The following is a 25,285-nucleotide window of genomic DNA, read 5'->3' as shown; positions in this document are numbered from 1 at the left end:
GCTTTTTCGTTCACAGCGGCAGGCTTATTGTGCCTTGATCGCCATCGCCTGCAGGCCGGTGCCATCCAGCTTCTGCTTGGCCTCGGACAGTTCGCCGGCGCTCCCATACGGTCCCATACGCACGCGGTACACGGTCTTGCCGTTGATCTGCGCCGATTCCACGCGTGCCGCCAGGCCCATCATCGCCAGCTTGGCCTTGGTCGCCTCGGCATCGCCGGAGGCACCGAACGCACCGGCCTGCAGGATGTAGCGGGCGTTGTCGGCGGCAGCCGGTGCAGCAGCTGCCGGAGTACCGGTCGCTGCCGGTGCGGCTTCCGCACGTGCTGCAGGCGTGGCCGCGGCGTTGCTGGTCGACGCCGTTGGGGTGCCGGCTGCAGGCGTTGCCGCCGCCGGGCGTTCGCTCAGCGGTGCCGGCAGCGGACGGCTGGTCGCGGTCACCGGGGCGGTGCTGGCCACGCTGGCCGTGGCTGTGGGTGCTGGCGCCGCGGGCGGCGGAACCGGCTTGCCTTCCAGTGCAGCCTGCGCGCGCTGCGCTTCGGCCCTGGCCCGGCGCTGGTCTTCGGCACGCGCGCTGGCGGCCAGTTCGGCGTCGGACATTTCAACTTCCTTGCCCGGCAGCAGGGTGTAGAAGTCGTACTGGGTCGCGGCCGGCTTTTCCGGCTCGGCCGGCTTCGGCGTAGCCGGCTGTGCGGCCGGCTGGGTGCCGACATCGCTGTCGGCGTCAGCGACCGGGGCCGGTTGCGCGTTCGGGTTCGGCTGCGGTCCGGCACGAAGGAAGCCATCGCCTTCGCCCTTGAACAGGTTCGGCGCCGCCAGGAACACCACGGCCGCAATCGCCACGCCAGCGACCAGCCACACCCATCCGGGTGTGCCCTGGCTGCTGCTGTTGCGTCGTGCCTGGTTTTTGCCGCGTCGTGCTGCCATGGGTACTGCGTCTCCTGATGCTTACATTTTTTCCGGGGCGCTGACGCCCAGGAGGTCGAGGCCGTTGGCCAGCACCTGGCGGGCAGCGCAGGCCAGGGTCAGCTTGGCGTTGCGATCGGCGGCATCTTCCACCAGTACCGGCGTCCCGTGATACCACGTGTGGAACGCGTGCGCCAATTCACGCAGGTACTGCGCCACCAGATGCGGCTCCAGCGCCACGCCGGCCGCCTCCACCACTTCCGGGTACCGCGAGATCTCGTTCATCAGCAGCAGCGAAGCGTCGTCGGCCAGGCGGCCGAGGTTGGCCAGGCCATCAGCCTGTTCATACACCAGCCCCTTCTCCTGCGCCTGGCGCAGCAGGCTGCAGACGCGGGCATGCGCGTACTGCACGTAGAACACCGGGTTGTCGTTGCTCTGCTGGCGGGCCAGGTCGATGTCGAAGGTCAGCTGCGAATCGGGCTTGCGCGCGATCAGGAACCAGCGGGTGGCATCGCGGCCGGCTTCCTCGATCAGGTCACGCAGGGTGAAGTAGCTGCCGGCACGCTTGGACAGCTTCACTTCCTCGCCGCCACGCATGACGGTGACCATCTGGTGCAGCACGTACTCCGGCCAGCCCTGCGGAATGCCCACTTCCATCGCCTGCAGGCCGGCGCGCACACGCGCCAGCGAGCCGTGGTGGTCGGCACCGAGTTCGGTGATCGCGCGCTCGTAGCCGCGCTGCCACTTGGACAGGTGGTAGGCCACGTCCGGCACGAAGTAGGTGAAGGTGCCGTCGGACTTGCGCATCACGCGGTCCTTGTCGTCACCGAAGTCGGTGCTGCGCAGCCACAGCGCGCCACCTTCTTCATAGGTATGACCCGACGCCTGCAGCTTGGCCACCGCTTCGGCTACCTTGCCGTCGGCGTACAGCGAGCTTTCCAGGAAATAGATGTCGAAGTCGACGCCGAACGCGGCCAGGTCCAGGTTCTGCTCGTTGCGCAGGTAGGCCACGGCGAAGCGGCGGATCGCCTGCATGTCGTCCGGGTCCTTGGCGCCGACCACGGTGCTGCCTTCCAGGTCGACGCTGGCGCCGGCCATGTAGGCGCGTGCGACGTCGGCGATGTACTCACCGCGGTAGCCACCTTCCGGCCAGCCGTCCTGGTCCGGCGCGATGCCCTTGACCCGTGCCTGGGTGGACAGCGCCAGGTTCTCGATCTGCACGCCGGCGTCGTTGTAGTAGAACTCACGCTTGGCGTTCCAGCCGTTGGCATCGAGCACTCGCGCCACGCAGTCGCCAATGGCCGCCGCGCGGCCATGGCCGACATGCAGCGGGCCGGTCGGGTTGGCCGACACGTACTCCACGCCCACCGTGCGGCCATTGCCGGACAGGTTGCGGCCGTAGTCGTGGGCTTCCTTGATGACCGACGCGGCTTCACGCTGGTACGCGGCCGGGGCCAGGTGGAAGTTGATGAAGCCGGGGCCGGCGATCTCGACCTTGCTGACGTCCTCGCTGCGCGGCAGCGCCTCGACCAGCGCCTGCGCCAGTGCGCGCGGATTGCTGCGCGCGGCCTTGGCCAGCAGCATCGCGGCGTTGGTGGCGAAGTCGCCGTGGTCGCGGGTCTTCGGGCGCTCGACCACGAAGTCCGGCGGCAGGGAGTCGGCGGGCAGGGTGCCATTGGCGCGCAAGGCTTCGATGCCTTGGCTGATCAGGGCGCGGAGGAGATTTTTCACGAGGCCTGCTGTGAGAATGAGCGGCGGAATCGCCCATTTTAGCGCATGTACCCGCGCCCACGCTGACCAGAACATGCCTGCGGGGGCGGCCGGTGGCACCTGAAGGGGGCGCGCTCAGCCGAACAGCCGAGGCTGGGGCGGGGACAGCAGGCCCCGTTCAGCAAATGAAACGGGACGGCCCTCGCCGACCACGAAGTGGTCCAGCAGGCGCACGTCCACCATCGCCAGCGCCTGCTGCAGTTCATCGGTGATGCGGGTATCGGCGCTGGACGGTTCAGGGTCGCCCGAAGGATGGTTGTGGCTGAGGATCACCGCCGCCGCGTTGTGCAGCAGGGCACGCCGGACCACCTCGCGGGGGTAGACCGGCGCGGCGTTGATGGTGCCGTGGAACAGCTCTTCGCAGGCGATCAGGCGGTGGCGGTTGTCCAGGAACAGGGCCATGAAGACCTCGCGGGCCTGGCCACGCAGCCGGTGCTGCAGGTAGCGGCCGACCGCCGCCGGATTGTTGCCAACCGCCTCGCCGTGCTCCAGCTCAGCCGCCAGGTAGCGATGGGCCAGTTCCAGCCCGGCAGCCAGCGTACAGCTGCGCGCCGGGCCCAGCCCGGGCAAGCGGGCCAGTTCGCCCGCGGGACGGTCGAGCAGCACCCGCAAGGGGCCATGCGCCTGCAGCAGGTCGCGCGCGGTCTGCACGGCATCACGGCCGCCGAAGCCGGAGCCGAGGAACAGGGCCAGCAGCTCGGCGTCGGAAAGTGCCGTGGGCCCGCGCGCGATCAGCTTCTCGCGAGGGCGTTCCTGTTCGGGCCAGTCATGGATGGGCATGCCTGCATCATCGCCAGCTTCGGCGGCGTCTCCCATCGGGGCTTGCCGCGGGCCCGGGTCGGTCGATACCTCAGTCGCGCCGGGTCTGCAGGTAGTCGAACAGTTCCTGGTTGTTCTGCAGCCCCAGCTTGCGCTTGGCTTCGGCCTTCTGCCGGCTGATGGTCTTCGGGCTGCGCCCACAACGCTTGGCGACTTCGTTCACGTTGAGGCCGATCGCCAGCAGATCCAGCACTTCCTTCTCGCGTGCCGACAGCGGTGCCGGTTCGCGCGGGAACAGCAGGTCGCGGGCCTGCAGGTGATGGCGCAGCTGCTGGGAGACGAATACGTGCCCGGCCAATGCGGCGTTCAGCGCCTGGGGCAGCTCGGCAAAATCGGCGCACTTGTCGACCAGGCCACTGATGCCCTCCCGCAGCAGGCCGTCCAGCAGGCCGGGATGGCGGGCGCCGGTGAGCACCACCACCGGCAGGCCAGGGCGACGCACGCGCAGCGCGTCGATCAGCTCCGGACCGTCCGGGCCGGCACCCGGCATCGACAGGTCGGTCAGGACTGCATCGCAGTCGTGGCGGTCCACCAGGTCCAGCAGCTGGGCGCCGTCACGCGCACTGCCGACGATGTCCATCAGGTAGGTCTGCAGCACGATGGCGATGCCATGCAGGACCACGGGATGGTCGTCGGCAATGATGATGCGTGGACGCACGCGGTTCCTCGAAGATCGAACAGGCCACGGCGGGCGGCAGCCAATGCCTGATTCTGCAAAAGCGCAGGCCCCTGGAGGTATAGGAAAGGTCCGAAACCGATACCGGGTGAATGCCGGGTCAATGCAGGCGGGCTCCATCTGCTGATAGCCGCCCGCTATGTGCACCGGGCACCGGGACATTACCGACCTTCGGGTAAGCTAGCGCCCTCGTTTGCACAGGAATTCCAGGTGGCTGACTCCCCCAACGCTTCTCCCGCGCCGGCCCGCGCGCTGGAAGGTCAGAAACTGCTGTTGTGCGTCGGAGGCGGGATCGCGGCCTACAAGGCCTTGGAACTGGTGCGGCGCCTGCGCGACGCCGGTGCCCAGGTGCAGGTGGCGATGACTGCCGGTGCCCAGCAGTTCGTCACTCCGCTCAGCTTCCAGGCGCTGTCCGGGCAGCCGACCCGCACCACGCTGTGGGACAGCGCCGCCGAACAGGCCATGGGCCATATCGAACTGGCGCGCTGGGCCGATCGCATCGTGGTCGCCCCAGGTACCGCCGATCTGCTCGCGCGGCTGGCCCAGGGCCACGCCGATGACCTGGTCAGCACCCTGTGCCTGGCCAGCACCGCGCCGCTGACGATCTGCCCGGCGATGAACCACCGCATGTGGCTGCATCCGGCCACCCAGGCCAACATCGCCCTGCTGCGCCAGCGCGGCGCGCAGGTGATCGGCCCGGTCGACGGTCCGCTGGCCGAAGGCGAATCCGGTCCGGGTCGTCTGGCCGAGCCCGGCGACATCGTCGCCGCGCTGGCGGCCAATGGCAGTGCTGCAGCGGCGGTTGCCGCACCGGAAACCCACGCGCTGCAGGGCCTGCGCCTGCTGATCAGCGCTGGCCCGACCTATGAAGACATCGATCCGGTGCGCTACGTCGGCAACCGCAGCAGCGGCAAGATGGGCTTTGCCCTGGCTGCGGCCGCCGCGACGATGGGCGCCCAGGTGGTGCTGGTCAGCGGCCCGGTGCAGCTGCCGACGCCTCCCGGCGTGCAGCGTGTGGACGTGCGCTCGGCCGCGCAGATGCGTGATGCCGTGCTGAAGTCGTTGCCGGCCGACATCTATATCGGTGCCGCTGCGGTGTCCGACTACACACCGCGCCAGGTTGCACCGCAGAAGCTGAAGAAGACCGCCGAGAGCCAGTCGCTGGTGATCGAGCTGGTGCGCACGCCGGACATCCTGGCCGAAGTTGCCGCGCAGACGCAGTCGCTGAAGCTGGTGGTCGGCTTTGCCGCCGAAACCCACGACGTGGAGAAGTATGCGCGTGGCAAGCTGGTCGACAAGCGCCTTGACCTGGTGATCGCCAACCAGGTCGGCATCAGCGGCGGTGGTTTCGAGAGCGACAACAATGCCGCCACTGCCTTCTGGCAGGACGGTGAACAGGTATTCCCGGCCACCTCCAAGCGCGAGCTGGCCGAACAACTGCTGGCGCTGATCGCGCGGAGACTCCAGGCATGACCCAGGCTTTCACTTCCCAACCCCTGCAGGTCAAGCTGCTCGATCCGCGCTTTGGCGACAGCTGGCCGCTGCCGGCCTACGCCACCGAAGCCAGCGCCGGCATGGACCTGCGCGCGGCGCTGGATACCGCGCTGACCCTGCAGCCGGGCGACACCGCGCTGGTGCCCAGTGGCCTGGCCATCCACATCGCCGACCCGCACCTGTGCGCGGTGATCCTGCCGCGTTCGGGGCTCGGCCACCGCCACGGCATCGTGCTCGGCAATGGCACCGGCCTGATCGACGCCGACTACCAGGGACCGCTGCTGATCAGCGTCTGGAACCGCGGCCGCGAGGCGTTCACCATCGAGCCGGGTGATCGCATCGCGCAGCTGGTGGTGGTGCCGATTGCCCGCGTCAGCCTGCAGGTGGTGGATACTTTCACCGACAGCGTGCGCGGAACGGGTGGATTCGGCCATACCGGGGTGCGTTGACAGGGGACATCGATGAGCGGCATCGGGGAAGGACAGCGGGGACGGTCGTTGGGACGCAGTGCACCACTACTGGGGGTGCTGCTGGTCCTGCTGGCCGGCTGGTTCGGATGGAGCGCGGTGCAGCAATGGCGCCAGGAGGCCAACGGCCAGGCGCTGGAAGCTGCGCGCGACCAGGCTGTGCAGGGCCTGCAGGAGGCCGCCGCCGGCCAGCTGAAGCAGCTGCAGCAGCAGCTGAAGAACGAGCGCGTGCAGCAGGCGCTGCAGGCCGGCGATGCCGCTGCGGCGGCACTCGCGGTCCGCGAGAGCTGGACCGGCGTCGAGCATGCTGAAGTGCTGACCGCCGATCTGGCCAATGCCTACGCCGAACCGGCCACGTTCGGCTATGCCCGCCTGGCGTTGCTGGAAGGAGCGCTTGCCGAGGCCGGCCCCAGCCTGCGCGTGGTCCGCGATGGGGGTGGCAATCGTCTTGGCCTGGCGGCACCGGTGCCGCTGGGCAGCCTGGGCCCGGCAGTGCTCTACGTGCGCCAGCCATTGCTGCGCCTGACCTCGCCGCTGGACCAGGTGAGTGCGCCATCGGCCGGTTTCCTTGGCCTGCGCCAGGGCGCGCATGACCTCGTCGCCCTGGGCGATGCCAGCCTGGCCGAAAGTGCCGAAGTCCTGGCGCGGCCGATCCCGGGTACCCCGTTGCGGCTGGTGGCCGCGGTACCCAATATCGAACCCGGTCCGCTGGGCCTGGGTTCGCTGGCCAGCGCCATCGTTGCGCTGCTGCTGGCGTTCATCGCCGTGCTGCTGGTGGTGGGTCGCGGCCGCCTGCCGAAGACGCTGCCGCTGCCGCGGCGTGCGGCCGTGGCGGAAGCGGATCATGGCCCGACCCTGAGCGAGAGCCTGCAGATGGCGCCGCCGCCGGTGGCCGGGGCCAGCACCACTGAAAGTGCACCGCCGCCCCCGCCGCCGGTTCCGGCCGAGGAACTGGCGGCCGGTATCTTCCGCGCCTACGACATCCGCGGCGTGGTGGGCAGCCAACTGACGCCGAAGACCGCCGCGCTGATCGGCCAGGCCATCGGTACCGTGGCACTGGAGCAGGGCCTGCGCGAGGTGGTGATCGGTCGCGATGGCCGCCTGTCCGGCCCGGAACTGGCCGCAGGATTGGCCGAGGGCCTGCGCCGCGCCGGTTGTGCGGTGATCGACATCGGCCTGGCGCCGACTCCGGTGGTGTACTACGCCGCCTTCCACCTGCGTACCGGCACCTGCGTGGCGGTGACCGGCAGTCATAACCCGCCCGAGTACAACGGTTTCAAGGTTGTCATCGGCGGCGAGACGCTGTCCGGCGATGCCATCACCGATCTCTACGCGCGCATCGTCGAGGGCCGCCTGGTACAGGCTGCGGAGCCGGGCGATTACCAGCAGCGCGATGTCAGTGCCGACTACATCCAGCGCATCGCCGACGACGTGCAGCTGGACCGTCCGCTGAAGGTCGTGGCCGATGCCGGCAACGGCGTGGCCGGCGCACTGGCACCGCAACTGCTGGAAGCCATCGGTGCTGAAGTCATTCCGCTGTACTGCGATGTCGACGGTACCTTCCCCAACCATCATCCCGACCCGAGCGAACCGGCCAACCTGGAAGACCTGGTGCAGACGGTCAAGCGCTTCGGGGCCGACCTCGGCGTCGCCTTCGATGGCGATGGCGACCGGTTGGGCGTGGTCAGTGCTGACGGCAAAATCATCTATGCCGACCGCCTGCTGATGCTGTTCGCCGCCGACGTGCTGATGCGCAACCCCGGCGCGATGGTGATCTACGACGTGAAGTGCACCGGAAAGCTGTCCGACCACGTGCTGCGCAATGGTGGCAGCCCGCTGATGTGGAAGACCGGGCATTCGCTGATGAAGGCGAAGATGCGCGAGACCGATGCCGAACTGGCTGGCGAGATGAGCGGCCACTTCTTCTTCAAGGAGCGCTGGTTCGGTTTCGACGATGGCCTGTATGCGGCGGCGCGCCTACTGGAGATCCTGGCCCAGCGCGAGGAGACCCCGGACGAGGTACTGGGCGAGCTGCCGGAGATGGTGGCCACGCCGGAGCTGAAGGTGCCGGTGGCCGACGGCACGCCGCATGCGCTGGTGGCAATGCTGGTGGCGGCGGCGCAGTCGCCGGACAACCCGTATGTCGGCGGCCGACTGTCGACCATCGACGGCCTGCGCGTGGACTTCCCCGATGGCTGGGGCCTGGTGCGGGCCTCCAACACCACGCCGGTGCTGGTGCTGCGCTTCGAGGGCAACGACGAGGCCGCACTGGAACGCATCCAGGCGCTGTTCCGCAGCCAGCTGCAGCCGGTGCTGGGCGACACCCCGCTGGGGTTCTGACCCCTTTGGAAGCTGCAGCAGAATGGGTAGTGCCGGCCGCTGGCCGGCAAGCCCATGAACCTCACACACCCTGCAGTTGCCGGCCAGCGGCCGGCACTACCCCTTGAACCGCAATCCCACGCCCGGCTCGGTGAACAGGTAGCGCGAATCCAGCGCTGAATCACCCAGCTTGTGCCGCAGTTTGCCGACCAGGATGCGCAGGTAATGGGTGTCGTGCTGGTGGGTCGGCCCCCAGATCTCCTGCAGGATCTGCGGCTGGGTCACCACCCGGCCCGCGTTGCGCAGCAGCAGTGACAGCAGCGCGTATTCCTTGCGGGTCAGCGCCACCGGTTCACCCTCCAGGGCCACTTCGCGGCGCACCAGGTCCACATGCAGATGGCCATCGTCGAACACCGGCGGGGTGCCGTCGCTGGGCACGCTGCGCGTGCGCAGCAGCGCCCGTACCCGCGCCATCAGCTCTTGGGTACCGAAGGGTTTGGTCACGTAGTCGTTGGCGCCGGTATCCAGCGCGCGTACCTTCTCGGCTTCGCCGGCGCGCACGGTCAGCATGATCACCGGCACCTGGCTCCACTGCCGCAGTTGCTCCAGCACCTCATGGCCTTCCATGTCCGGCAGGCCGATGTCCAGGATCACCAGGTCCATGTCCTCGCTGGCGGCCATCTCCAGGCCTTCCTGGCCGGTGGCGGCCTGCCGCACCTGGTAGCCTTGCGCGCGCAGGCTGATGTCCAGGAACCGGCGGATCTGGGTTTCATCATCGATCACCAGCACGCGTGCGGCCGGCACGCTGGCATCAATCGGGGTCGGGCTCATCGTGGGAGGCTGGCTTGAGCAGGGGCAGGGTGATGCGGATCAGGGTACCGCGACCGTCGCGTCCGGGCAGCGCCTGCACGCTGCCGCCATGTGCGCCGATCATGCCCTGGCAGATGGTCAGGCCCAGGCCGGTGCCGTGGCGGCCTCGGTCACCGCGCTCGACGCTGTAGAACATGTCGAAGATGCGCGCGCGCTCGTCATCGGGAATGCCGGGGCCGGCGTCGATCACGTCGATGCGCAGCTGGCCGTCCAGCTCGCGCGCCTGTACCTGCACGGCGGCGTCGCGCGGCGAGAACTTGGCCGCGTTCTCCATCACGTTGAACACGGCCTGTTCGACCAGCGCCGGGTGCACCCAGATCGGTGCCAGCGTGGCCGGGATGTCCAGCTCCAGCCGCACCTTTGGCTGGTAGCGCTGCAGGCGCCGTGCCGCCGAGCCGATCAGCTCGTCCACGCCGATCCAGTCGCGGTTGATCTTCAGCCCTTCGTGGCCGAGCCGGGTCATGTCCAGCAGGTTCTGGATGTAGCGGTCCAGCCGTTCGCCCTCGACCAGGATGGTGTCCAGCAGGGCGCGGCGATCAGCGGTATCCATCGCTGCACCGTAGCTAGCCAGGCTGTCGGCCGACCCGATCATCGCCGCCAGCGGCGAGCGCAGGTCGTGCGACACCGAGGAGAGCAGGGCCGAGCGCAGCCGCTCGGTCTCGTTGCTGACGTGCGCCTGCTCCAGTTCCGCCACCAGCCGCGTGCGCAGCGCGGCCTGGGCGATGTCATCGACCATCGCTTCGGCCAGCTGCCGCTGCTCGGGCAGCAGGCGCGCCTGTGCGCCGGGCAGGTACAGGCCGGCCACGCCGATCGCACGGTCTTCGCCGTCCAGCAGCGGCAGGAACCACCATTGCGCGCCGGCCAGGGTATCGGTGAAACGCCCGCTGGGCTGGCCGTGGCGCAGCGCCCAGTCGGCGGCAGCCAGGTCGGTATCGCCGGGCTGGCTGCGGCCGCCGGCGGCGGTATCGGTGCCGATCCGCAGCCACGCCGGCACGTCCAGGGCCTGCTCCAGCGCATGCCGGCCCGCCTGTGCCACCTCGCCGTTGCCGGCCGCACTGGCCAGCTGGCGTCCCAGCTGCTGGCGCGCGCGCGCATGGCGGTTGGCCGCACGCAGCGCGATGACCTGCATGCGCAGGCGCGAGGCCAGGCGCCCGGCCACCAGTGCCGCGGCCAGGAACAGGAAAACGGTGATCACGCCCTGGCGTGCACCGATGGCGAAGGTGAAGCGCGGCGCGATGAACAGGAAGTTGTAGGCGAGGAAACACAGGATCGCGGCCATCACCGCCACGCTGGCGCGCGTGCGTGCAGCCACCAGTACCACCGCGACGATGAACACCATCGACAGGTCGGCCATGCCCACCCAGTGTTCGGCCAGCCACGCCACCGCACAGGCCAGTGCGGTGGCGACCAGTGCCTGCACCGGTTCATGGCTGATGCCGCGCATCGGCGGCAGCAGGCCCTCGCGGCGCGAGCGCGCACGTGCCTGCGGGGTGCTGATGATGGTGATCTCGTAGTGCGCGCCGCGCTGGATCAGCTGCTGGGTCAGGGTGCGGTTGAACATCCGCGCCAGCGGCCGTTCGCGGGTCCGGCCCAGCACCAGGGTCGATACGCCATTGTGCGCGGCATGGTCGAGCAGGGCATCGGCGATGCTCGATCCGTGCAGCAGTTCGGCGTCGCCGCCCAGGCGCCGTGCCAGCGCGAAGGCAGCATCGATCTCGCGCCGGGTCGCCTCGTCCTGGCGTCGCCCTTGCACGGTCACCACCGTCCACGGTGCGTCGCGCCGCTCGGCGATGCGCCTCGCCACGCGCACCAGGTATTCACTCTGACCGCCGCCATCAATGGCCACCAGCACGCCGCGACGCAGCGGCAGGTTGCTCTCGCCGCGTGCGGCGCGTGCTTCGCGCAGGCTGCTGTCGACGCGGTCGGCAGCTTCCTGCATGGCCAGTTCGCGCAGCGCGGTCAGGTTGGCCGGCGAGAAGAATGCCTGCAGTGCCTGCGCGGCCTGTTCGGGCACATAGACCTTGCCCTGCTGCAGGCGAGCGATCAGTTCGCGCGGCGGCAGATCGACCAGCACGATGTCGTGCAGCCGATCGAGCACGCCATCCGGCACGGTCTCGCTGACGCGCACGCCGGTGATGCGCATCACCACATCGTTGAGGCTTTCCAGATGCTGGATGTTGACCGTGGTCCAGACGTCGATGCCGGCGTCCAGCAGCTCCATCACATCCTGCCAGCGCCGCTCATGGCGGCTGCCCGGTGCATTGCGGTGGGCCAGTTCATCCACCAGCACCAGCGCCGGATGCCGTGCCAGCACGGCATCCAGGTCCATCTCCTGCAGGGTGTGGCCGTGGTAGGCCACTTCCTTCAGCGGCAGCTGCGGCAGGCCCTCCAGCAGGGCCTGGGTGTCGGCGCGGCCATGGGTTTCCACCAGCCCCACCACCAGGTCCACGCCGCGGCGCAGCTGTTCCTGCGCGCGGGTCAGCATGGCGTAGGTCTTGCCCACGCCCGGCGCCGCGCCGAGGAACACGGTCAGCTTGCCGCCGGCTTCGCGTTGCAGGCCTTCGACCAGGGCATCGGCCTGGCGGGTACGCGCATCAGTCATGGGTGCCATTGTGCGCGCAGGCGGTGCAGCCCAGCATCACGGCGTCTTGGCCGCATGGTCCAGCGCGAAGTTCAGCGTCACCACGTTCACCCGTGGCTGCCCGAACAGGCCCCACTGGCGCCCTTCGGTATGCGCCTGCACCAGTGCCTGCACGCGCTCCACCGGCAGGCCACGGGCACGCGCCACGCGTGCTACCTGCAGCTGCGCCGCCGCCGGCGACAGCTGCGGATCCAGTCCGCCGGCGGACTGGGTGACCAGGTCCGCTGGCACCTGCGCCGGGGCGACACCTTCGCGCGCGGCCACCGCAGCCGTGCTGGCGGCAACACGTTCGGCCAACGCCGGGTTGCTGCGCGCCAGGTTGGAACCGGCCGCGGCCATCGGATCGTAGTTGGCCGCTGACGGACGCGCCTGGAAGTAGCCGTCACCGGTGAACGGCTGCGACAGCCATGCCGAGCCGCGCACCTGGCCGCTGCCATCGCGCAGCAGGCTGCCTTCGGCCTGGGTCGGGTAGGCCAGCCCGGCAAAGCCGGTGGCGATGCCGGCGTAGACCGCGCCGGCCAGCAGCAGCGTGGCCAGGCCCAGGCCGATCGCCGGGCGCCAGCTTGCGCCATCCTGCAGGCTGGCCACGCGGGCCTCGGCTTTCTGTTCGCGGGGAAGGGAAGACGAAGTGGAAACAGTACGGTTCATGCGCCGAATACCAGGACAAGAAGGAGGTCGATCGCCTTGATTGCCGCGAACGGCAGCAGCACGCCGCCGAGGCCGTACACCAGCATGTTCCGGCGCAGCAGCGCCGTTGCGGTGGCCGGGCGGAAGCGCACGCCACGCAGGGCGAGCGGAATCAGGGCGGGAATCACCAGGGCGTTGAAGATCAGCGCCGCCAGCACGGCGTTGCGCGGGCTCGACAGCTGCATCACGTTCAGTGCGGCCATGGTCGGAACGGCCGCGGCAAACAGCGCCGGCAGGATCGCGAAGTACTTGGAGACGTCGTTGGCCAGCGAGAAGGTGGTCAGCGCGCCGCGGGTGATCAGCTGCTGCTTGCCCACTTCCACCACCGCCAGCAGCTTGGCCGGGTCCGAATCCAGGTCGACCATGTTGCCGGCCTCCTTCGCCGCCTGCGTGCCGGAGTTCATCGCCAGGCCGATGTCGGCCTGGGCCAGCGCCGGGGCGTCGTTGGTACCGTCGCCGACCATCGCCACCAGGCGGCCACCGGCCTGCTCCTGGCGGATGCGCGCCAGCTTGTCTTCCGGCCGCGCTTCGGCGATGTAGTCGTCCACACCGGCCTCGGCAGCGATGGCGGCGGCGGTCAGCGGGTTGTCACCGGTGATCATCACCGTGCGGATGCCCATCGCCCGCAGCTGCGCGAACTTCTCGCGCATGCCGTGCTTGACCACGTCCGACAGCTCGATCACGCCCAGCACGTGGCGACCCTCGGCCACCACCAGCGGGGTGGCGCCGTTGCGTGCCACCTGCTCGACGCGACCTGCAAGTTCCGCAGGCACGTTGCCACCCAGCGCCTGCACGTGAGCACGGATCGCATCGGCGGCACCCTTGCGGATCTGCCGCCCATGTTCCAGGTCCACGCCGGACATCCGGGTCTGGGCACTGAAGGCCAGGTAGTCGGCATGGTCCGGCTCGGCGGTGGCGCAGCCCTGTTCGCGCGCCAGGCGCACGATCGACTTGCCTTCCGGGGTCGGGTCGGCCAGCGAAGACAGCAGCGCCGCTTCGCGCAGCTGGCTGGCGTCGATGCCGGCCAGCGGATGGAAATGGCTGGCCTGGCGGTCGCCGTAGGTGATGGTGCCGGTCTTGTCCAGCAGCAGCACATCCACGTCTCCAGCGACTTCCACCGCCTTGCCCGACTTGGCCAGCACGTTGGCGGCCAACGCACGGTTCATGCCGGCGATGCCGATGGCCGGCAGCAGCCCGCCGATGGTGGTCGGGATCAGGCAGACCAGCAGCGCGATCAGCAGCAGCGGATCGACCTGCACGCCTACCGCCGCGCCGATCGCCGGCAGCGTCGCCACCACCACCAGGAAGGTCAGCGTCATCGCCGCCAGCAGCAGGGTCAGCGCGATCTCGTTCGGCGTCTTCTGCCGGTTGGCACCCTCCACCAGGGCAATCATCCGGTCCAGGAAGCTGTGGCCCGGCTCGGCGGTCACCCGCACGATGATCTGGTCGGACAGCACCTTGGTGCCGCCGATCACGCCGGAACGGTCGGTACCGGCCTCGCGCAGCACCGGCGCGGACTCGCCGGTCACCGCCGCCTCGTTGATGGTGGCCAGGCCCTGCACGATCTCGCCATCGGCCGGCACCAGCTCACCGGCACTGACGATCACATGGTCGCCCGGGCGCAGTTCGGCGGCCGGCACCTGGGCTTCTGCGGCACCCGGCTGCGGTGCGGCCAGGCGGCGCGCCACCAGGTCCTGGCGCGCGCGGCGCAGCGATGCGGCCTGGCCACGGCCACGTGCTTCGGCCACCGCTTCGGCGAAGTTGCCGAACAGCACGGTCACCAGCAGGATCGCGGTCACCGCCAGGCCAAAGCCCAGCGGCGCATTGCCGGTCAGGGTGACGATCGCGGCAACGATCGTACCGGCCATCACCACCGCCATTACCGGGCTGCGCACCAGGTGCATCGGCGACAGCTTGCGCACCGCCTCGATCAACGCACGGCGCAGGCCGGCGCCATCAAGCAGCGCAGGGCGCGGGGCAAGGGAACTACGGGTGGAACTTGCGTGGGTACTCATCGGGGTGTCCTCAGTGCAGTCCCAGGCTGAGGTGGTCGGCGATCGGGCCGAGTACCAGCGCCGGCATGAACTGCAGCACGGTCAGGATGACGATCACCGAGACCAGGGTCAGGGCGAAGGTCGGGGTTTCGATCTGCAGGCTGCCGGCAGACTCCGGCGCTTGGCGCTTGGCGGCCAGCTGTGCGGCCACCACCAGCGGGATGATCAGCAGCGGGAAGCGGCCCAGCAGCAGCACCAGCGAGCAGCTCAGGTTCCACCACAGCGTGGCGTCGCCCAGCCCCTCGAAGCCCGAGCCGTTGTTGGCGTAGGCCGAGACGTACTCGTAGAACACCTGGCTGATGCCATGGAAGCCAGGGTTGGAGGTACCGGCCAGCCCGGGCACGGCCAGGGTGATCGCGGTGAACACCAGCAGGGTGATCGGCTGCAGCAGCACCAGCAGGGCCAGCAGGCGGACCTGTGGCGTCTCCAGCTTGCGGCCGAACAGTTCCGGCGTGCGCCCGGTCATCAACCCGGCCAGGAACACGCCCAGCAGCAGGTACACGATGAACTGCTGCAGGCCACAGCCAATGCCGCCCCAGATCGCGCTGACCAGCATGTTGACCATCGCGATGCCGCCACTGAGCGGCGCCAGCGAATCGTGCATGCCGTTGACCGAGCCGTTCGAGACCTGGGTGGTCACCGCCGCCCACATCGCAGTGCCGTCGGCACCGAAGCGCACCTCTTTGCCTTCCATCAGCAACGGCGTGGCGGCGCTGGCGCTATGCCCTTCGCTCCACATCATCGCGCCGGTGGACAGCAGCGACATGCCCAGCATGCAACTGAACACCAGGGCGCCGAAGCGGCGCCGGCCGGTGAACGCACCGATCATGAAGATCACCGCCATCGGCACCAGCAGGATGCCGACGATCTCCAGCGCGTTCGACAGCGGGGTGGGGTTCTCCAGCGGGAAGCTGCTGTTCGGGCCGTACCAGCCGCCACCGTTGGCGCCAAGCTGCTTTGCCGCGACCATCGCTGCCACCGGGCCCAGCGGCAGTTTCTGCTGGGCCATGCCGGCGCTGGCATCGATCGGCGTGGCCTGCGGGCCACCGGCCATCGTCGACGGCACGCCCTGGCTGGTCAGCAGCAGGGTCCACACCAGGCACAGCGGCAACAGGAAGCGCACGCACAGGCGCACCACGTCCACGTAGTAGTTGCCCACCGCCACCTGGCGGTCATCGCCGCTACCGGTGGCGGCCGCAGCCTGCGGCGCACGCGAGAACAGCGCGCGCAGTGTCGCTACCGCCAGCGCCAGGCCCATCATCGGCGTCACCACCTGCAGGCCGGTGATGCCGGTCATCTGCGAGAGGTAGGACAGCTGCGCCTGGCCCGAATAGTGCTGCTGGTTGGTGTTGGTGAGGAACGAGATCATCGTGTGCAGCGCGGTGTCCCAGCGCATGTTCGGGATCTGGTCCGGATTCAGCGGCAGCCAGGCCTGGGTCATGAACACCGCCTGGGTCAGTACCGCGACCACCACGTTGCTCAGCACGAAGGCCAGCACGTAGCCGCGCCAGGACATCGAGCGCGATGGATCGACGCCGAACACCCTGTACAGCGGCTTCTCGATCCAGTGGAACAGCACGTCCACCTTCATCGGCGTGCCACGCATCACGCGGGCCAGGTACAGGCCCAGCGGCCACGCCAGCAGCAGGCTGGCGGCAATAATCACAAGCATCTCAGTCATGGCCGGCTCCGCTCAGAACGACTCGGGCCGCAGCACGACATAAAGAAGATAGGCGGCGGCGACCAGCACCAGCACGCCACACAACAACGACAGCCAGGGGGACATTGCAGTAGCGTCCTGGTGGAACCCCTCCACCTCAGGCCGCCATCGTCGTCCTGCCGCCCATAAACGCACTACGCGCCGGACCGGGTCGACGCGTAAAGAGTGCATAAATTTCGTGGGCCAAGCCGTAACCAGGCGCCGACTACTGTAGAGCCGAGCCCATGCTCGGCTGCTCTTTCCCAAGGTCACGCGGAGCCGAGCATGGGCTCGGCTCTACAAGCGAATCACGGGGCCTGGCTCGCCGGCGCCACGCCCTTCAGCTCGCGATAGCGCTGCAGGGTGCTTTCAATTTCGGCCTTCAACGCCTGCTGCTGCTGCAGGAACCCGGCCTGCAGGCGCTGCTGCGACTGCAGTTGTACATGCCGCTGGCGGATCGCCTCGGCCTGCTTGTCGGCCACCTTGCCACCGGCCAGTTCGCGGTCACCGGCGGCCGACAGCAGCGCCACCAGCGATTCGCGCAGGCTGGTGACGTTGTACTCGGCTGTCTTCAGGTTGTTGTCCAGCACTTCCTGGCGTTCGGCGAACACCCGGCGCAGGTCGTCCTCGCTGCCATAGGTGGTCAGCATCGCCTGCTCGGTGCGCTGGCGGGTCTGCGCAGCCATCAGGTCCAGTTGCTGCTGCGCGGCCACCGTGCTGGCGGCGGCACGCTCTTCGTCGGTCAACGCGCGCTGGACCTGCGCATTGCGCAGGCCGCTCTTCGCGTTGAACTCTTCGCGGGCGTGATTGACCGCATCGGCCGGCAGCGAATCACTGCAGATCCGCTCCTTGCCCTCGTTCCAGCAGTACAGCTTCTTCTCCACCTTGTCGCCACCCCGCGACTGCGCCGGCAGCGTGAACGGCATGGCCAGCAGCAGGCCGGCAAGGAGAACAGCAGGAACTCGGGACATGACCTTTCCCCTGGTCGGTCAGCGGATCGAACGAACGCCGTACTGGGCCCGGTAGGCTTCCAGCGGCTGACGGTAACCCACAAGTTCCGGGTTGCCGGAGGCGAAATCAAGCAGATCGGCCAGCGATGCCACGGCAATCACCGGAATGCCGGCCTCTTCGGCCACCGACTGCGCCGCCGAACGGCGATCGGTTTCCGAAGCGATCTCCTGGCGGTCAAGCGCCACCACGATGCCGGCCGGGGTGCCACCGGCGGCGCGGATGATGCCCAGCGCTTCGCGGATCGCGGTACCGGCGGTGATCACGTCATCGACGATCAGCACGCGCTTGCCATTCATGTCCGCGCCGATCAGCTGGCCGCCTTCGCCATGGTCCTTGGCTTCCTTGCGGTTGAACGACAGCGGCAGGTCACGGCCACGCTGGGCCAGCTCGCAGGCCATCGCGGTGGCCAGCGGAATGCCCTTGTAGGCCGGGCCGAACACCACGTCGTACTTGATCCCGCTGGCATCAATGGCATCGGCGTAGCAGGCGCCGAGCTGCGACAGCAGCGAACCGGAGTCGAAACGACCGGCGTTGAAGAAATAGGGGCTCAGCCGGCCGGACTTGAGGGTGAACTGGCCGAAGCGCAGGGCGTCGGCGGTCAGGGCCAGCTGCAGGAAACGGTGGCGGTGGTCGCTCATCAAAACTCGATTCATCTTCATTTGGAGCATAAATCCTAATCCAGCTGGGCGTTTCGCGCTCGTCCGGACCCGTGTGAAGGGCGTCGCGGCTTGGCCGGGCAGACTGCGCAGCCCCGCGGGCAACCGGTATGCTTGCCCGGTTTCCTGTCGTAGGTCCCTTGCATGCGCATCATCAGTTTCAACGCCAATGGCATCCGTTCCGCCGCGACCAAGGGCTTCCTCGACTGGTTCCGTGCCCAGGACGCCGACGTCCTGTGCATCCAGGAGACCAAGGCCCAGGAAGACCAGCTGACCGACCCGATGTTCCGTCCAGACGGGCACCACTGCTTCTATCGCGACGCCATCACCAAGAAGGGCTACAGCGGCGTGGCGATCTACAGCAAGCGCGAGCCGGATCAGGTCATCACCTCGCTGGGCTGGGCCCCGTTCGACGACGAAGGCCGCTACATCGAGGCACGCTACGGCAACCTCAGCGTGGTCTCCTTCTACATCCCGTCCGGCAGCTCGGGCGACCTGCGCCAGGGCTTCAAGTTCGAAGTGATGGAATGGCTGCGGCCGATCCTGGAGGAGTGGGCGCGCAGCGGCCGCGACTACGTGCTGTGCGGCGACTGGAACATCGTGCGTTCGGCGCTGGACATCAAGAACTGGAAGTCCAACCAGAAGAATTCCGGCTGCCTGCCGGAGGAGCGCGACTGGCTCAACGCCCTGTGCGCCGACCATGGCCAGGCCACCGATGTCGCCGCCGGCCGTGGCTGGGCCGATGCCTACCGCCTGCTCAACCCCACCGGCGAGGATTACACCTGGTGGAGCAACCGCGGCGCCGCCCGTGCCAACAATGTCGGTTGGCGTATCGACTACCAGTTCATCACCCCGGGCCTGCGCGACAAACTGCGTAGCTGTTCGATCTACCGCGACGAGCGCTTCTCCGACCACGCCCCGTTCACCGTGGACTACGACCTGTGACCGAGGCCGCCAAGCCGCGCCGACCGTGGCAGCAGGTGTTGTCCAACCTGAGCCAGCGCAAGGTGCTGGCGATGCTGCTGCTCGGTTTCAGTTCGGGCCTGCCCATCTATCTGGTGGGCAACACGCTCGGCTTCTGGATGCGCAAGGAAGGCATCGAGCTGAGCACGATCGGTTTCCTGTCATGGGTCGGGTTGGCCTACACCATGAAGTTCCTGTGGGCGCCGATCGTCGACAAGACCGACGTGCCTCTGTTCGGTCGTTTCGGCCGCCGCCGCGGCTGGATGCTGCTGTCGCAGCTGGTCGTGGTGGTGGGGCTGGTCGGCATGGCACTGGTCCAGCCCAAGGGCGGCCAGATCCAGTTCCTGGGTGTCGACTGGCAGCACATCGTCGTATTCGGCGTGATGGCCGTGATCGTGGCGTTTGCTTCGGCCACCCAGGACATCGTCATCGATGCCTGGCGCATCGAAAGCGCTGACAACAGCGAGCAGCTCGGCCTGCTGACCTCATCCTCGGCGCTGGGCTACCGCACTGCCTTGCTGGTCACCGATGCGCTGATCCTGATCATCGCGGCCCGTGTCGGCTGGCAGGTCTCCTACGAGATCATGGCCGTGCTGATGGCGCTTGGCGTGGTGGCCGTGCTCATGGCCCGCGAGCCCGCGCGGGAAGTGGCTGCCGTGCAGGCACAGGCGACCTCGCTGTGGACGCCACGCGGTCTGTTCGACGCCGTGGCCGGGCCGTTCATCGCCTTCGTCCGCGAACACCGCAGCGGCGCGATCCTGATCCTGGTGGCCATCAGCATCTATCGCATGGCCGACTTCGTCATGGGGCCGATGGCCAACCCCTTCTATGTCGATCTCGGCCTGGACGAGGACACCGTGGGCGCCGTGCGTGGCTCGGTGGGCCTGGTCGCGACCTTCGTCGGCATTGCTGCGGCGGGCCTGGTTTCGGTGCGCTGGGGCGTGCTGGCGGCGCTGATGGTGGGCGCCGTGCTGGGGCCGGCCTCCAACCTGGCGTTTGCCTGGCTGGCCTATTCCGGCCCGGACACAACCCATTTCGCCGTGGCCATGGCCATCGACAACTTCGCCAGCGGTTTCGCCGGTACGGCGCTGATCGCCTACATGTCGAGCCTGACCAGCATTGGATACACCGCAACCCAGTACGCGCTGCTGAGCTCGTTCTACGCGATGCCCGGCAAGGCGCTCAAGGGGCTCTCGGGGTGGTCGGTACAGGCGCTCGCACAAGGCCGGACGCTGCTGGAAGGCTACGCGCTGTTCTTCGTCGGTACCGCGCTGGTGGCGATCCCGGTGGTGATCCTGTGCGCCCTGCTGATCCTGCAGCAGCGTCGTCGCCAGGCCGCCAGCTCGACCTGATTGCCTGCCCGTCCGGTCTGCGGGATCATCGCCCCGACGCGCCGAGGGGGCGGTGCCTTGCGAACGGGGAAGCGAGCATGGCCGACGTTGTGCTGCGGGACCTGGACCCGCTGCTGCTGGAACGCATCAAACGCGTCGCGGTCGCCCGCGGCTGGACTCACGAACAGACCTGCGCCGCCTTGCTGGAGCAGGGCCTGTTCAGCAGTGAACTGGAGGTCCGCTCCGGCTTCGGCGATCCCGAAGTGGACGCACTCTCCGACGCCATCGCCGCCCTGCAGGCCCTGCCGGCAGGGCAGGGCTTCGATTAGCGGCCGCGCCGCAATGCTGTAGAGCCGAGCCCACGCGCGGCTGCCCGGTAGATCCACGCCATGCGTATATGGCGCCACCTCACGCCAGGTGGATCGCCCCCAGGATCCGCGGCCCCTTGGCCCCGGTCACGCTCGGCAGGTTGCCGGCCAGTCCCTCCATGGTCCGCTGCGCCAGCCACGCAAAACCCATCGCCTCCACGTATTCCGGGTCCAGCCCGTGTACCGCGCTGGACTCCACCTGCACTCCCGGCAGCCGCGCCGCCAGGCGCGTCATCAGCTGCCGGTTGCGTACCCCGCCGCCACAGACCAGCAGGCGCCGGGTCTGCGGCTGCTGCGTCAGCAGCGCATCGGCCACGGTTGCCACGGTCAGCTCCAGCAGGGTGGCCTGCACATCGGCGGCGGCGTACTGGCCATCCCCCATGTGCGCCTCGGCCCAGGTCAGGTGGAACTGCTCGCGCCCGGTGCTCTTCGGCGGCGGCAGCGCGAACCACGGGTCCGAACGCCAGCCGGCAAGCAGGCCCTCGTCCACCGCGCCGCTGGCGGCGTAGGCGCCGTCGGCATCAAAGGTGCGGCCGGTATGGCGCTGGCACCAGACATCCATCAACGCGTTGGCCGGGCCGGTATCGAAGCCACGCACCGCACCTTCGCGCGGGATCAGGGTCAGGTTGGCGATGCCGCCCAGGTTGAGCACCGCGCGGTCCTCATCGGCGGTGCCCAGCATGCCCAGGTGAAAGGCCGGCATCAGCGGTGCGCCATGGCCACCGGCTGCCAGGTCGCGGCGGCGGAAGTCGGACACCGTGGTGATTCCGGTCAGCTCGGCGATGCGGTTGCCGTCGCCCAGCTGCACGGTGAACGCCGGATCGGCCAGCGGGCGGTGGCGCACGGTCTGGCCGTGCGAGCCGATCGCGCGCACCTGGCTGCGGTCCACGCCGGCTTCGGCCAGCAGCTGGTTGGCCGACTCGGCGAAGTTGATCGCGATGCGCGCATCCAGCTCGCCGAGCTCCTCCAGCGAGTCCAGCGGGCCGCCTTCACCCAGCGCCACCAGCCGCGCACGCAGCACCGGCTCCCAGCGGGCGGTCAACCCGTGCACGAAGCGGCAGCCACCGTCGGCGGGAAACTGCACCAGCGCGGCATCGATGCCGTCGGCGCTGGTGCCCGACATCAGGCCAAGGTACAGGGGAGCGTCAGCGTCGGCAGGTGTGTTCATGGCAGGCATAAAAAAAGGACGCGGCAAGCTTGTGCTGCCGCGTCCTTCTTCGTCAACGAAGGGGCTCAGCCGCGCTTGCGGCCGGTTGCCTGCTTGGCCTTGGCGCTGGCAACCTCGGTGGCGGCCTCGTCGCGGCTGGTCGGTGCCGGGCTGGCATCGGCGTAGATCAGCTTCTCCATGCCCTGGATGCGGGCCATCGCCGGCGCGGTCTGCGCGCGGAAGGCGACCAGCTCGGCGCCCTTCAGCGGCTCCGGCGGCGGCATGGTCACGGTCAGCGGGTTGCGGTGCTCGCCGTTGACGCGGAATTCGTAGTGCAGGTGCGGGCCGGTGGCCAGGCCGGTCGAGCCGACGTAGCCGATCACCGTGCCCTGGGCCACGCGCTGGCCGGTCTTGATGTTCGCAAAGCGCGACATGTGCCCGTACAGGGTGGTATGGCCGCGGCCGTGATCGAGGATCACCACGTTGCCATAGCCGCGCTGCACGCCGGCGAACTGCACGCGGGCGTCGCCGGCGGCCATGATCGGGGTGCCGGTGCGCGCGGCGTAGTCCACCCCCTTGTGCATGCGCATCTTGCCCAGCACCGGGTGCTTGCGCGCGCCGAAGGTCGAGCTCAGCCGCGCGAACGGAATCGGCATGCGGATGAAGCTCTTCTTCAACGAACGGCCGTTGATGTCGTAGTACTCGGCCTTGCCGTTGCGGTCGAAACGGAAGCCGGAATAGGTCTTGCCGCCGGTGGTGAAGGTCGCCGCCAGGATCTTGCTGGTGTCCACCTTCTCGCCTTCGCGCCAGGTTTCATCCATCACCACGCTGAAGCGGTCGCCCGGCTGCAGGTCCTTGGAGAAGTCGATGTCGTACTTGAAGATCTCGTCGGTCATCGTCGCGATCGCCGAGGGCGACAGCCCGGCCCGCCGGGCCGCGGCATACAGCGAACTGGTGATCTCGCCGCTGGTGACCACGGTGCGCGTGGAGGTCTCGCGTCGGGTCACCTTCTCCTTGATGTCATCGCCAACCAGGCTCAGTTCCACCCGGTTGTCGGCATCGCGGTCGAAACGGATGCTGCGCAGGTCGCCGGACAGCGGCATGTCGAAGGCTATCTCGGCACCGGGGCGCAGCTTGGTCAGCGCCTCGCGCGCCCCCGGGTGGTCCAGTACCCGGTGCAGGGTGGTGGCCGGAATGCCGGCCTTGTCGAACAGGTCGCTCAGGGTCTGGCCACGCTGCACGCGCAGCACCTGCCAGCTGTCGCCCGGCACCTGCTGCTGGCGGGCCATGGTCAGCGGCGGCAACGGCAGTGCCAGGCTGGTATGGCTGTCGGCAAAGGGGGCGTCGATGGTGTGCGAGAAGCCCGGCACGATCGTCGCCACCAGGGCGCCGATGGTGGCAAACAGGCTGGCATGCACCCAGTGGCGGCGGGTCCAGCGCTCATTGAAGGCCGCGGGAAGGTGTTGCCTGAGCTTCCGATGCAGGGCGTTGTCGTGCAGGACGTGGAGGCGTTCCTGGAAGCGCTGCTTGCGTGCGCGCCCTTGTTCGGAGTTGTGCATCGGCGGTTCTTTCCTTGCAGCCCGGGAGCGCGGGCCTGATCGCCGGTTACCATAGACACCTGATAAAAGCGCGTCAAACCCTTGTGCCCATTGGCTTTTGTGAAGCCAATCGGGTTAACTTTGCTTTAACACCCCACACAAGAATCGGCGTTGCCGGGAGTAGTCACGTGTCCTCGATTGAAGAAGCCCTTGCCCTGATCGGCCGCGGTGCCGACGAGATCCTCAAGCTCGAGGATCTGCGTGCGCGCCTGCAGGAAGGCCGCCCGCTACGGATCAAGGCCGGCTTCGACCCCACCGCCCCCGACCTGCACCTGGGCCATACGGTGCTGCTGAACAAGATGCGCCAGTTCCAGGACCTCGGCCACCAGGTCATTTTCCTGATCGGCGACTTCACCGGCATGATCGGCGACCCTTCCGGCAAGAGCCTGACCCGCAAGCCGCTCAGCCGCGACGATGTGCTGGCCAACGCCCGCACCTACGAGGAGCAGGTCTTCAAGGTGCTGGACCGCAGCCGTACCGAAGTCCGCTTCAACTCGGAGTGGTTCGGCAAGATGGGCGCGGCCGACATGATCCGTCTGGCCGGCCAGCACACCGTGGCGCGCATGCTCGAGCGCGACGATTTCGCCAAGCGCTATGCCGCCCAGCAGTCCATCGCCATCCATGAGTTCCTGTACCCGCTGGTGCAGGGCTACGACTCGGTGGCCCTGGAGGCCGACGTCGAACTCGGCGGCACCGACCAGAAGTTCAACCTGCTGATGGGCCGTGGCCTGCAGGAACACCACGGCCAGAAGCCGCAGGTGGTGCTGACCATGCCGCTGCTGGAAGGCCTGGACGGCGTCAACAAGATGTCCAAGTCGCTGGGCAACTACATTGGCATCAGCGAGCCGGCCATCGACATCGTCACCAAGACAATGAAGGTGGACGACACCCTGATGTGGCGCTGGATCGAGCTGCTGTCCTTCGACATCGGCCAGGCCGAGGCCGTGCAGCTGCGCGAGCAGGTGGCCAATGGCGGCCTGAACCCGCGCGTGGTCAAGCTGCGCCTGGCGCGTGAACTGGCCACCCGCTTCCATGACGCCGCGGCGGCCGAACAGGCGATCGCCGGTTGGGAAGCGGCGGTGACCGGGCAGGGCGACATCACCCAGCTGCCGCTGCAGGAGGTGGCGATTCCGGCCGAGGGCCTGCGCATCGCCGCGTTGCTGACCGCGGCCGGCCTGACTCCGAGCAACTCCGAAGCGAACCGCAAGCTCAAGGAGCGTGCGGTGAAGGTGGATGGCGAAGTGGTCGAAGACGGCCAGCAGGTGCTGCAGCCGGGCTTCGAAGGCCTGCTGCAGGTAGGCAAGCGCACCTTCGCCCGCGTACGCCTGATCGCTGGCTGACATCAAGGAAGGGCCGGCGCCAGCCGGCCCTTCCTTATGCTCTTGTAGAGCCAAGCCCACGCTCGGCTGCTCTTCACGGGTTCCTACCGCAGCGCGGCGCATGAACAGATGCAACATCCGGTGAAAAAAATCGCCACACCCCCTTCACAAATGATGGGAATGGGGACATACTTCTCCTCCCCCGTCGCAGGGGTCGCCGCCAAGGGGCTTCAGCGACAACAGGGCGCCCACCACCGCCGAACGAGATGATCGAACGAAGGTGTTGACGGACTGAAAAAGTCTGGCATAATGGGCGGCTCGCTACGAAGGAAACTTCGCAGCACACGGGAATGGCGCTGAGGCCACTTCCCCGGATCTTTGAAAGTATGCGCAGGTATCTTGTGAAGGCGCCTGCAGGAAGGATGATTGTCCATCTTGCAGACGTTTGATCAAGCAACTATTAATTGTTTTAAAGCAAGCGATACGTTGCCAG

21 protein-coding genes are annotated in these 25,285 nt (G+C 68.2%); 7 read left to right on the top strand and 14 right to left on the bottom strand.

From position 1 onward, the window contains the following. Nucleotides 1–24 precede the first annotated feature (24 nt). The 4 genes from AC5P6A_RS15165 to AC5P6A_RS15150 form a co-directional block, all read right to left on the bottom strand. Nucleotides 25–924: an SPOR domain-containing protein gene (locus AC5P6A_RS15165; RefSeq protein ID WP_021204747.1), complete on the bottom strand. Its 900-nt coding sequence runs from the start codon at nt 922–924 to the stop codon at nt 25–27. A 21-nt stretch (nt 925–945) separates the two neighbouring features. Then, nucleotides 946–2,634 (bottom strand): arginine--tRNA ligase, encoded by a 1,689-nt coding sequence (gene argS / locus AC5P6A_RS15160; RefSeq protein WP_495222337.1) that lies wholly within the window; start codon nt 2,632–2,634, stop codon nt 946–948. A 114-nt stretch (nt 2,635–2,748) separates the two neighbouring features. After that, nucleotides 2,749–3,453: a RadC family protein gene (gene radC, locus AC5P6A_RS15155; RefSeq protein WP_058981915.1), complete on the bottom strand. Its 705-nt coding sequence runs from the start codon at nt 3,451–3,453 to the stop codon at nt 2,749–2,751. Nucleotides 3,454–3,523: 70 nt separating this feature from the next. Beyond that, nucleotides 3,524–4,150, bottom strand: a complete 627-nt coding sequence (locus AC5P6A_RS15150; RefSeq protein WP_021204749.1) for a response regulator — start codon at nt 4,148–4,150, stop codon at nt 3,524–3,526. A 228-nt stretch (nt 4,151–4,378) separates the two neighbouring features. On the opposite strand from AC5P6A_RS15150, the gene coaBC reads away from it, so the two are divergent. From coaBC to AC5P6A_RS15135, 3 genes are read left to right on the top strand one after another with little or no spacing between them, the layout of a single operon-like run. Continuing rightward, the gene (coaBC, locus tag AC5P6A_RS15145; RefSeq protein ID WP_111097663.1) at nt 4,379–5,641 is read left to right on the top strand and encodes a bifunctional phosphopantothenoylcysteine decarboxylase/phosphopantothenate--cysteine ligase CoaBC; all 1,263 of its coding nucleotides are present in this window, start codon (nt 4,379–4,381) and stop codon (nt 5,639–5,641) included. Then, complete coding sequence (dut, locus tag AC5P6A_RS15140) at nt 5,638–6,111, top strand: dUTP diphosphatase (protein WP_005411999.1); 474 nt, start codon at nt 5,638–5,640, stop codon at nt 6,109–6,111. The genes coaBC and dut overlap by 4 nt, the downstream gene beginning before the upstream one ends. Before the next feature lie 12 nt (nt 6,112–6,123). Then, on the top strand, nt 6,124–8,469 hold the full coding sequence (locus tag AC5P6A_RS15135) for a phosphomannomutase/phosphoglucomutase (protein ID WP_495222336.1): 2,346 nt from the start codon (nt 6,124–6,126) through the stop codon (nt 8,467–8,469). A gap of 96 nt (nt 8,470–8,565) precedes the next feature. On the opposite strand, the gene AC5P6A_RS15130 is transcribed toward AC5P6A_RS15135, so the two are convergent. The 8 genes from AC5P6A_RS15130 to pyrE all read right to left on the bottom strand — a co-directional run bounded on the left by AC5P6A_RS15130 (nt 8,566) and on the right by pyrE (nt 18,048). Next, nucleotides 8,566–9,279, bottom strand: a complete 714-nt coding sequence (locus AC5P6A_RS15130) for a response regulator transcription factor (protein WP_346470148.1) — start codon at nt 9,277–9,279, stop codon at nt 8,566–8,568. After that, nucleotides 9,260–11,920 carry an ATP-binding protein gene (locus tag AC5P6A_RS15125; RefSeq protein ID WP_495222335.1) on the bottom strand — a complete coding sequence of 887 codons (2,661 nt, stop codon included), beginning with the start codon at nt 11,918–11,920 and terminating at the stop codon, nt 9,260–9,262. The genes AC5P6A_RS15130 and AC5P6A_RS15125 overlap by 20 nt, the downstream gene beginning before the upstream one ends. Nucleotides 11,921–11,956: 36 nt before the next feature. Beyond that, nucleotides 11,957–12,607 (bottom strand): potassium-transporting ATPase subunit KdpC, encoded by a 651-nt coding sequence (gene kdpC / locus AC5P6A_RS15120; RefSeq protein WP_227845046.1) that lies wholly within the window; start codon nt 12,605–12,607, stop codon nt 11,957–11,959. Further along, nucleotides 12,604–14,661, bottom strand: coding sequence for a potassium-transporting ATPase subunit KdpB (gene kdpB, locus AC5P6A_RS15115; protein ID WP_227845045.1), 2,058 nt, complete (start codon nt 14,659–14,661; stop codon nt 12,604–12,606). Before kdpB ends, kdpC begins: the two co-directional genes overlap by 4 nt. A gap of 10 nt (nt 14,662–14,671) precedes the next feature. After that, on the bottom strand, nt 14,672–16,381 hold the full coding sequence (gene kdpA, locus AC5P6A_RS15110; RefSeq protein ID WP_227845044.1) for a potassium-transporting ATPase subunit KdpA: 1,710 nt from the start codon (nt 16,379–16,381) through the stop codon (nt 14,672–14,674). Between the two features lie 12 nt (nt 16,382–16,393). Then, nucleotides 16,394–16,486, bottom strand: a complete 93-nt coding sequence (locus AC5P6A_RS15105; RefSeq protein WP_005407770.1) for a potassium-transporting ATPase subunit F — start codon at nt 16,484–16,486, stop codon at nt 16,394–16,396. 221 nt (nt 16,487–16,707) lie between these two features. Then, nucleotides 16,708–17,370, bottom strand: a complete 663-nt coding sequence (locus tag AC5P6A_RS15100) for a hypothetical protein (protein WP_155028836.1) — start codon at nt 17,368–17,370, stop codon at nt 16,708–16,710. A gap of 18 nt (nt 17,371–17,388) precedes the next feature. Further along, complete coding sequence (gene pyrE / locus AC5P6A_RS15095) at nt 17,389–18,048, bottom strand: orotate phosphoribosyltransferase (protein WP_005420471.1); 660 nt, start codon at nt 18,046–18,048, stop codon at nt 17,389–17,391. A 162-nt stretch (nt 18,049–18,210) separates the two neighbouring features. Here pyrE and AC5P6A_RS15090 point away from each other — a divergent pair, with 162 nt between their 5' ends. The 3 genes from AC5P6A_RS15090 to AC5P6A_RS15080 all read left to right on the top strand — a co-directional run bounded on the left by AC5P6A_RS15090 (nt 18,211) and on the right by AC5P6A_RS15080 (nt 20,689). Continuing rightward, nucleotides 18,211–19,011, top strand: coding sequence for an exodeoxyribonuclease III (locus AC5P6A_RS15090; RefSeq protein ID WP_005420469.1), 801 nt, complete (start codon nt 18,211–18,213; stop codon nt 19,009–19,011). Continuing rightward, entirely contained in the window at nt 19,008–20,381 is a 1,374-nt protein-coding gene (locus AC5P6A_RS15085; protein WP_019661780.1) for an AmpG family muropeptide MFS transporter, read from the top strand. Before AC5P6A_RS15090 ends, AC5P6A_RS15085 begins: the two co-directional genes overlap by 4 nt. Before the next feature lie 77 nt (nt 20,382–20,458). Then, nucleotides 20,459–20,689, top strand: a complete 231-nt coding sequence (locus tag AC5P6A_RS15080; protein WP_005407775.1) for a hypothetical protein — start codon at nt 20,459–20,461, stop codon at nt 20,687–20,689. A gap of 79 nt (nt 20,690–20,768) precedes the next feature. Here AC5P6A_RS15080 and AC5P6A_RS15075 read toward each other — a convergent pair whose 3' ends face one another. Next, on the bottom strand, nt 20,769–21,896 hold the full coding sequence (locus AC5P6A_RS15075) for an anhydro-N-acetylmuramic acid kinase (protein ID WP_155028837.1): 1,128 nt from the start codon (nt 21,894–21,896) through the stop codon (nt 20,769–20,771). A 65-nt stretch (nt 21,897–21,961) separates the two neighbouring features. Further along, nucleotides 21,962–23,434: a M23 family metallopeptidase gene (locus AC5P6A_RS15070; protein WP_155028838.1), complete on the bottom strand. Its 1,473-nt coding sequence runs from the start codon at nt 23,432–23,434 to the stop codon at nt 21,962–21,964. Nucleotides 23,435–23,601: 167 nt separating this feature from the next. On the opposite strand from AC5P6A_RS15070, the gene tyrS reads away from it, so the two are divergent. Next, complete coding sequence (gene tyrS, locus AC5P6A_RS15065; protein ID WP_021203122.1) at nt 23,602–24,813, top strand: tyrosine--tRNA ligase; 1,212 nt, start codon at nt 23,602–23,604, stop codon at nt 24,811–24,813. The last annotated feature ends 472 nt before the right edge of the window (nt 24,814–25,285 follow it).

The sequence above is a fragment of the Stenotrophomonas sp. YJH_SMC_20 genome, from assembly GCF_059367845.1.
This window is presented reverse-complemented; position numbering and strand designations above follow the sequence as displayed.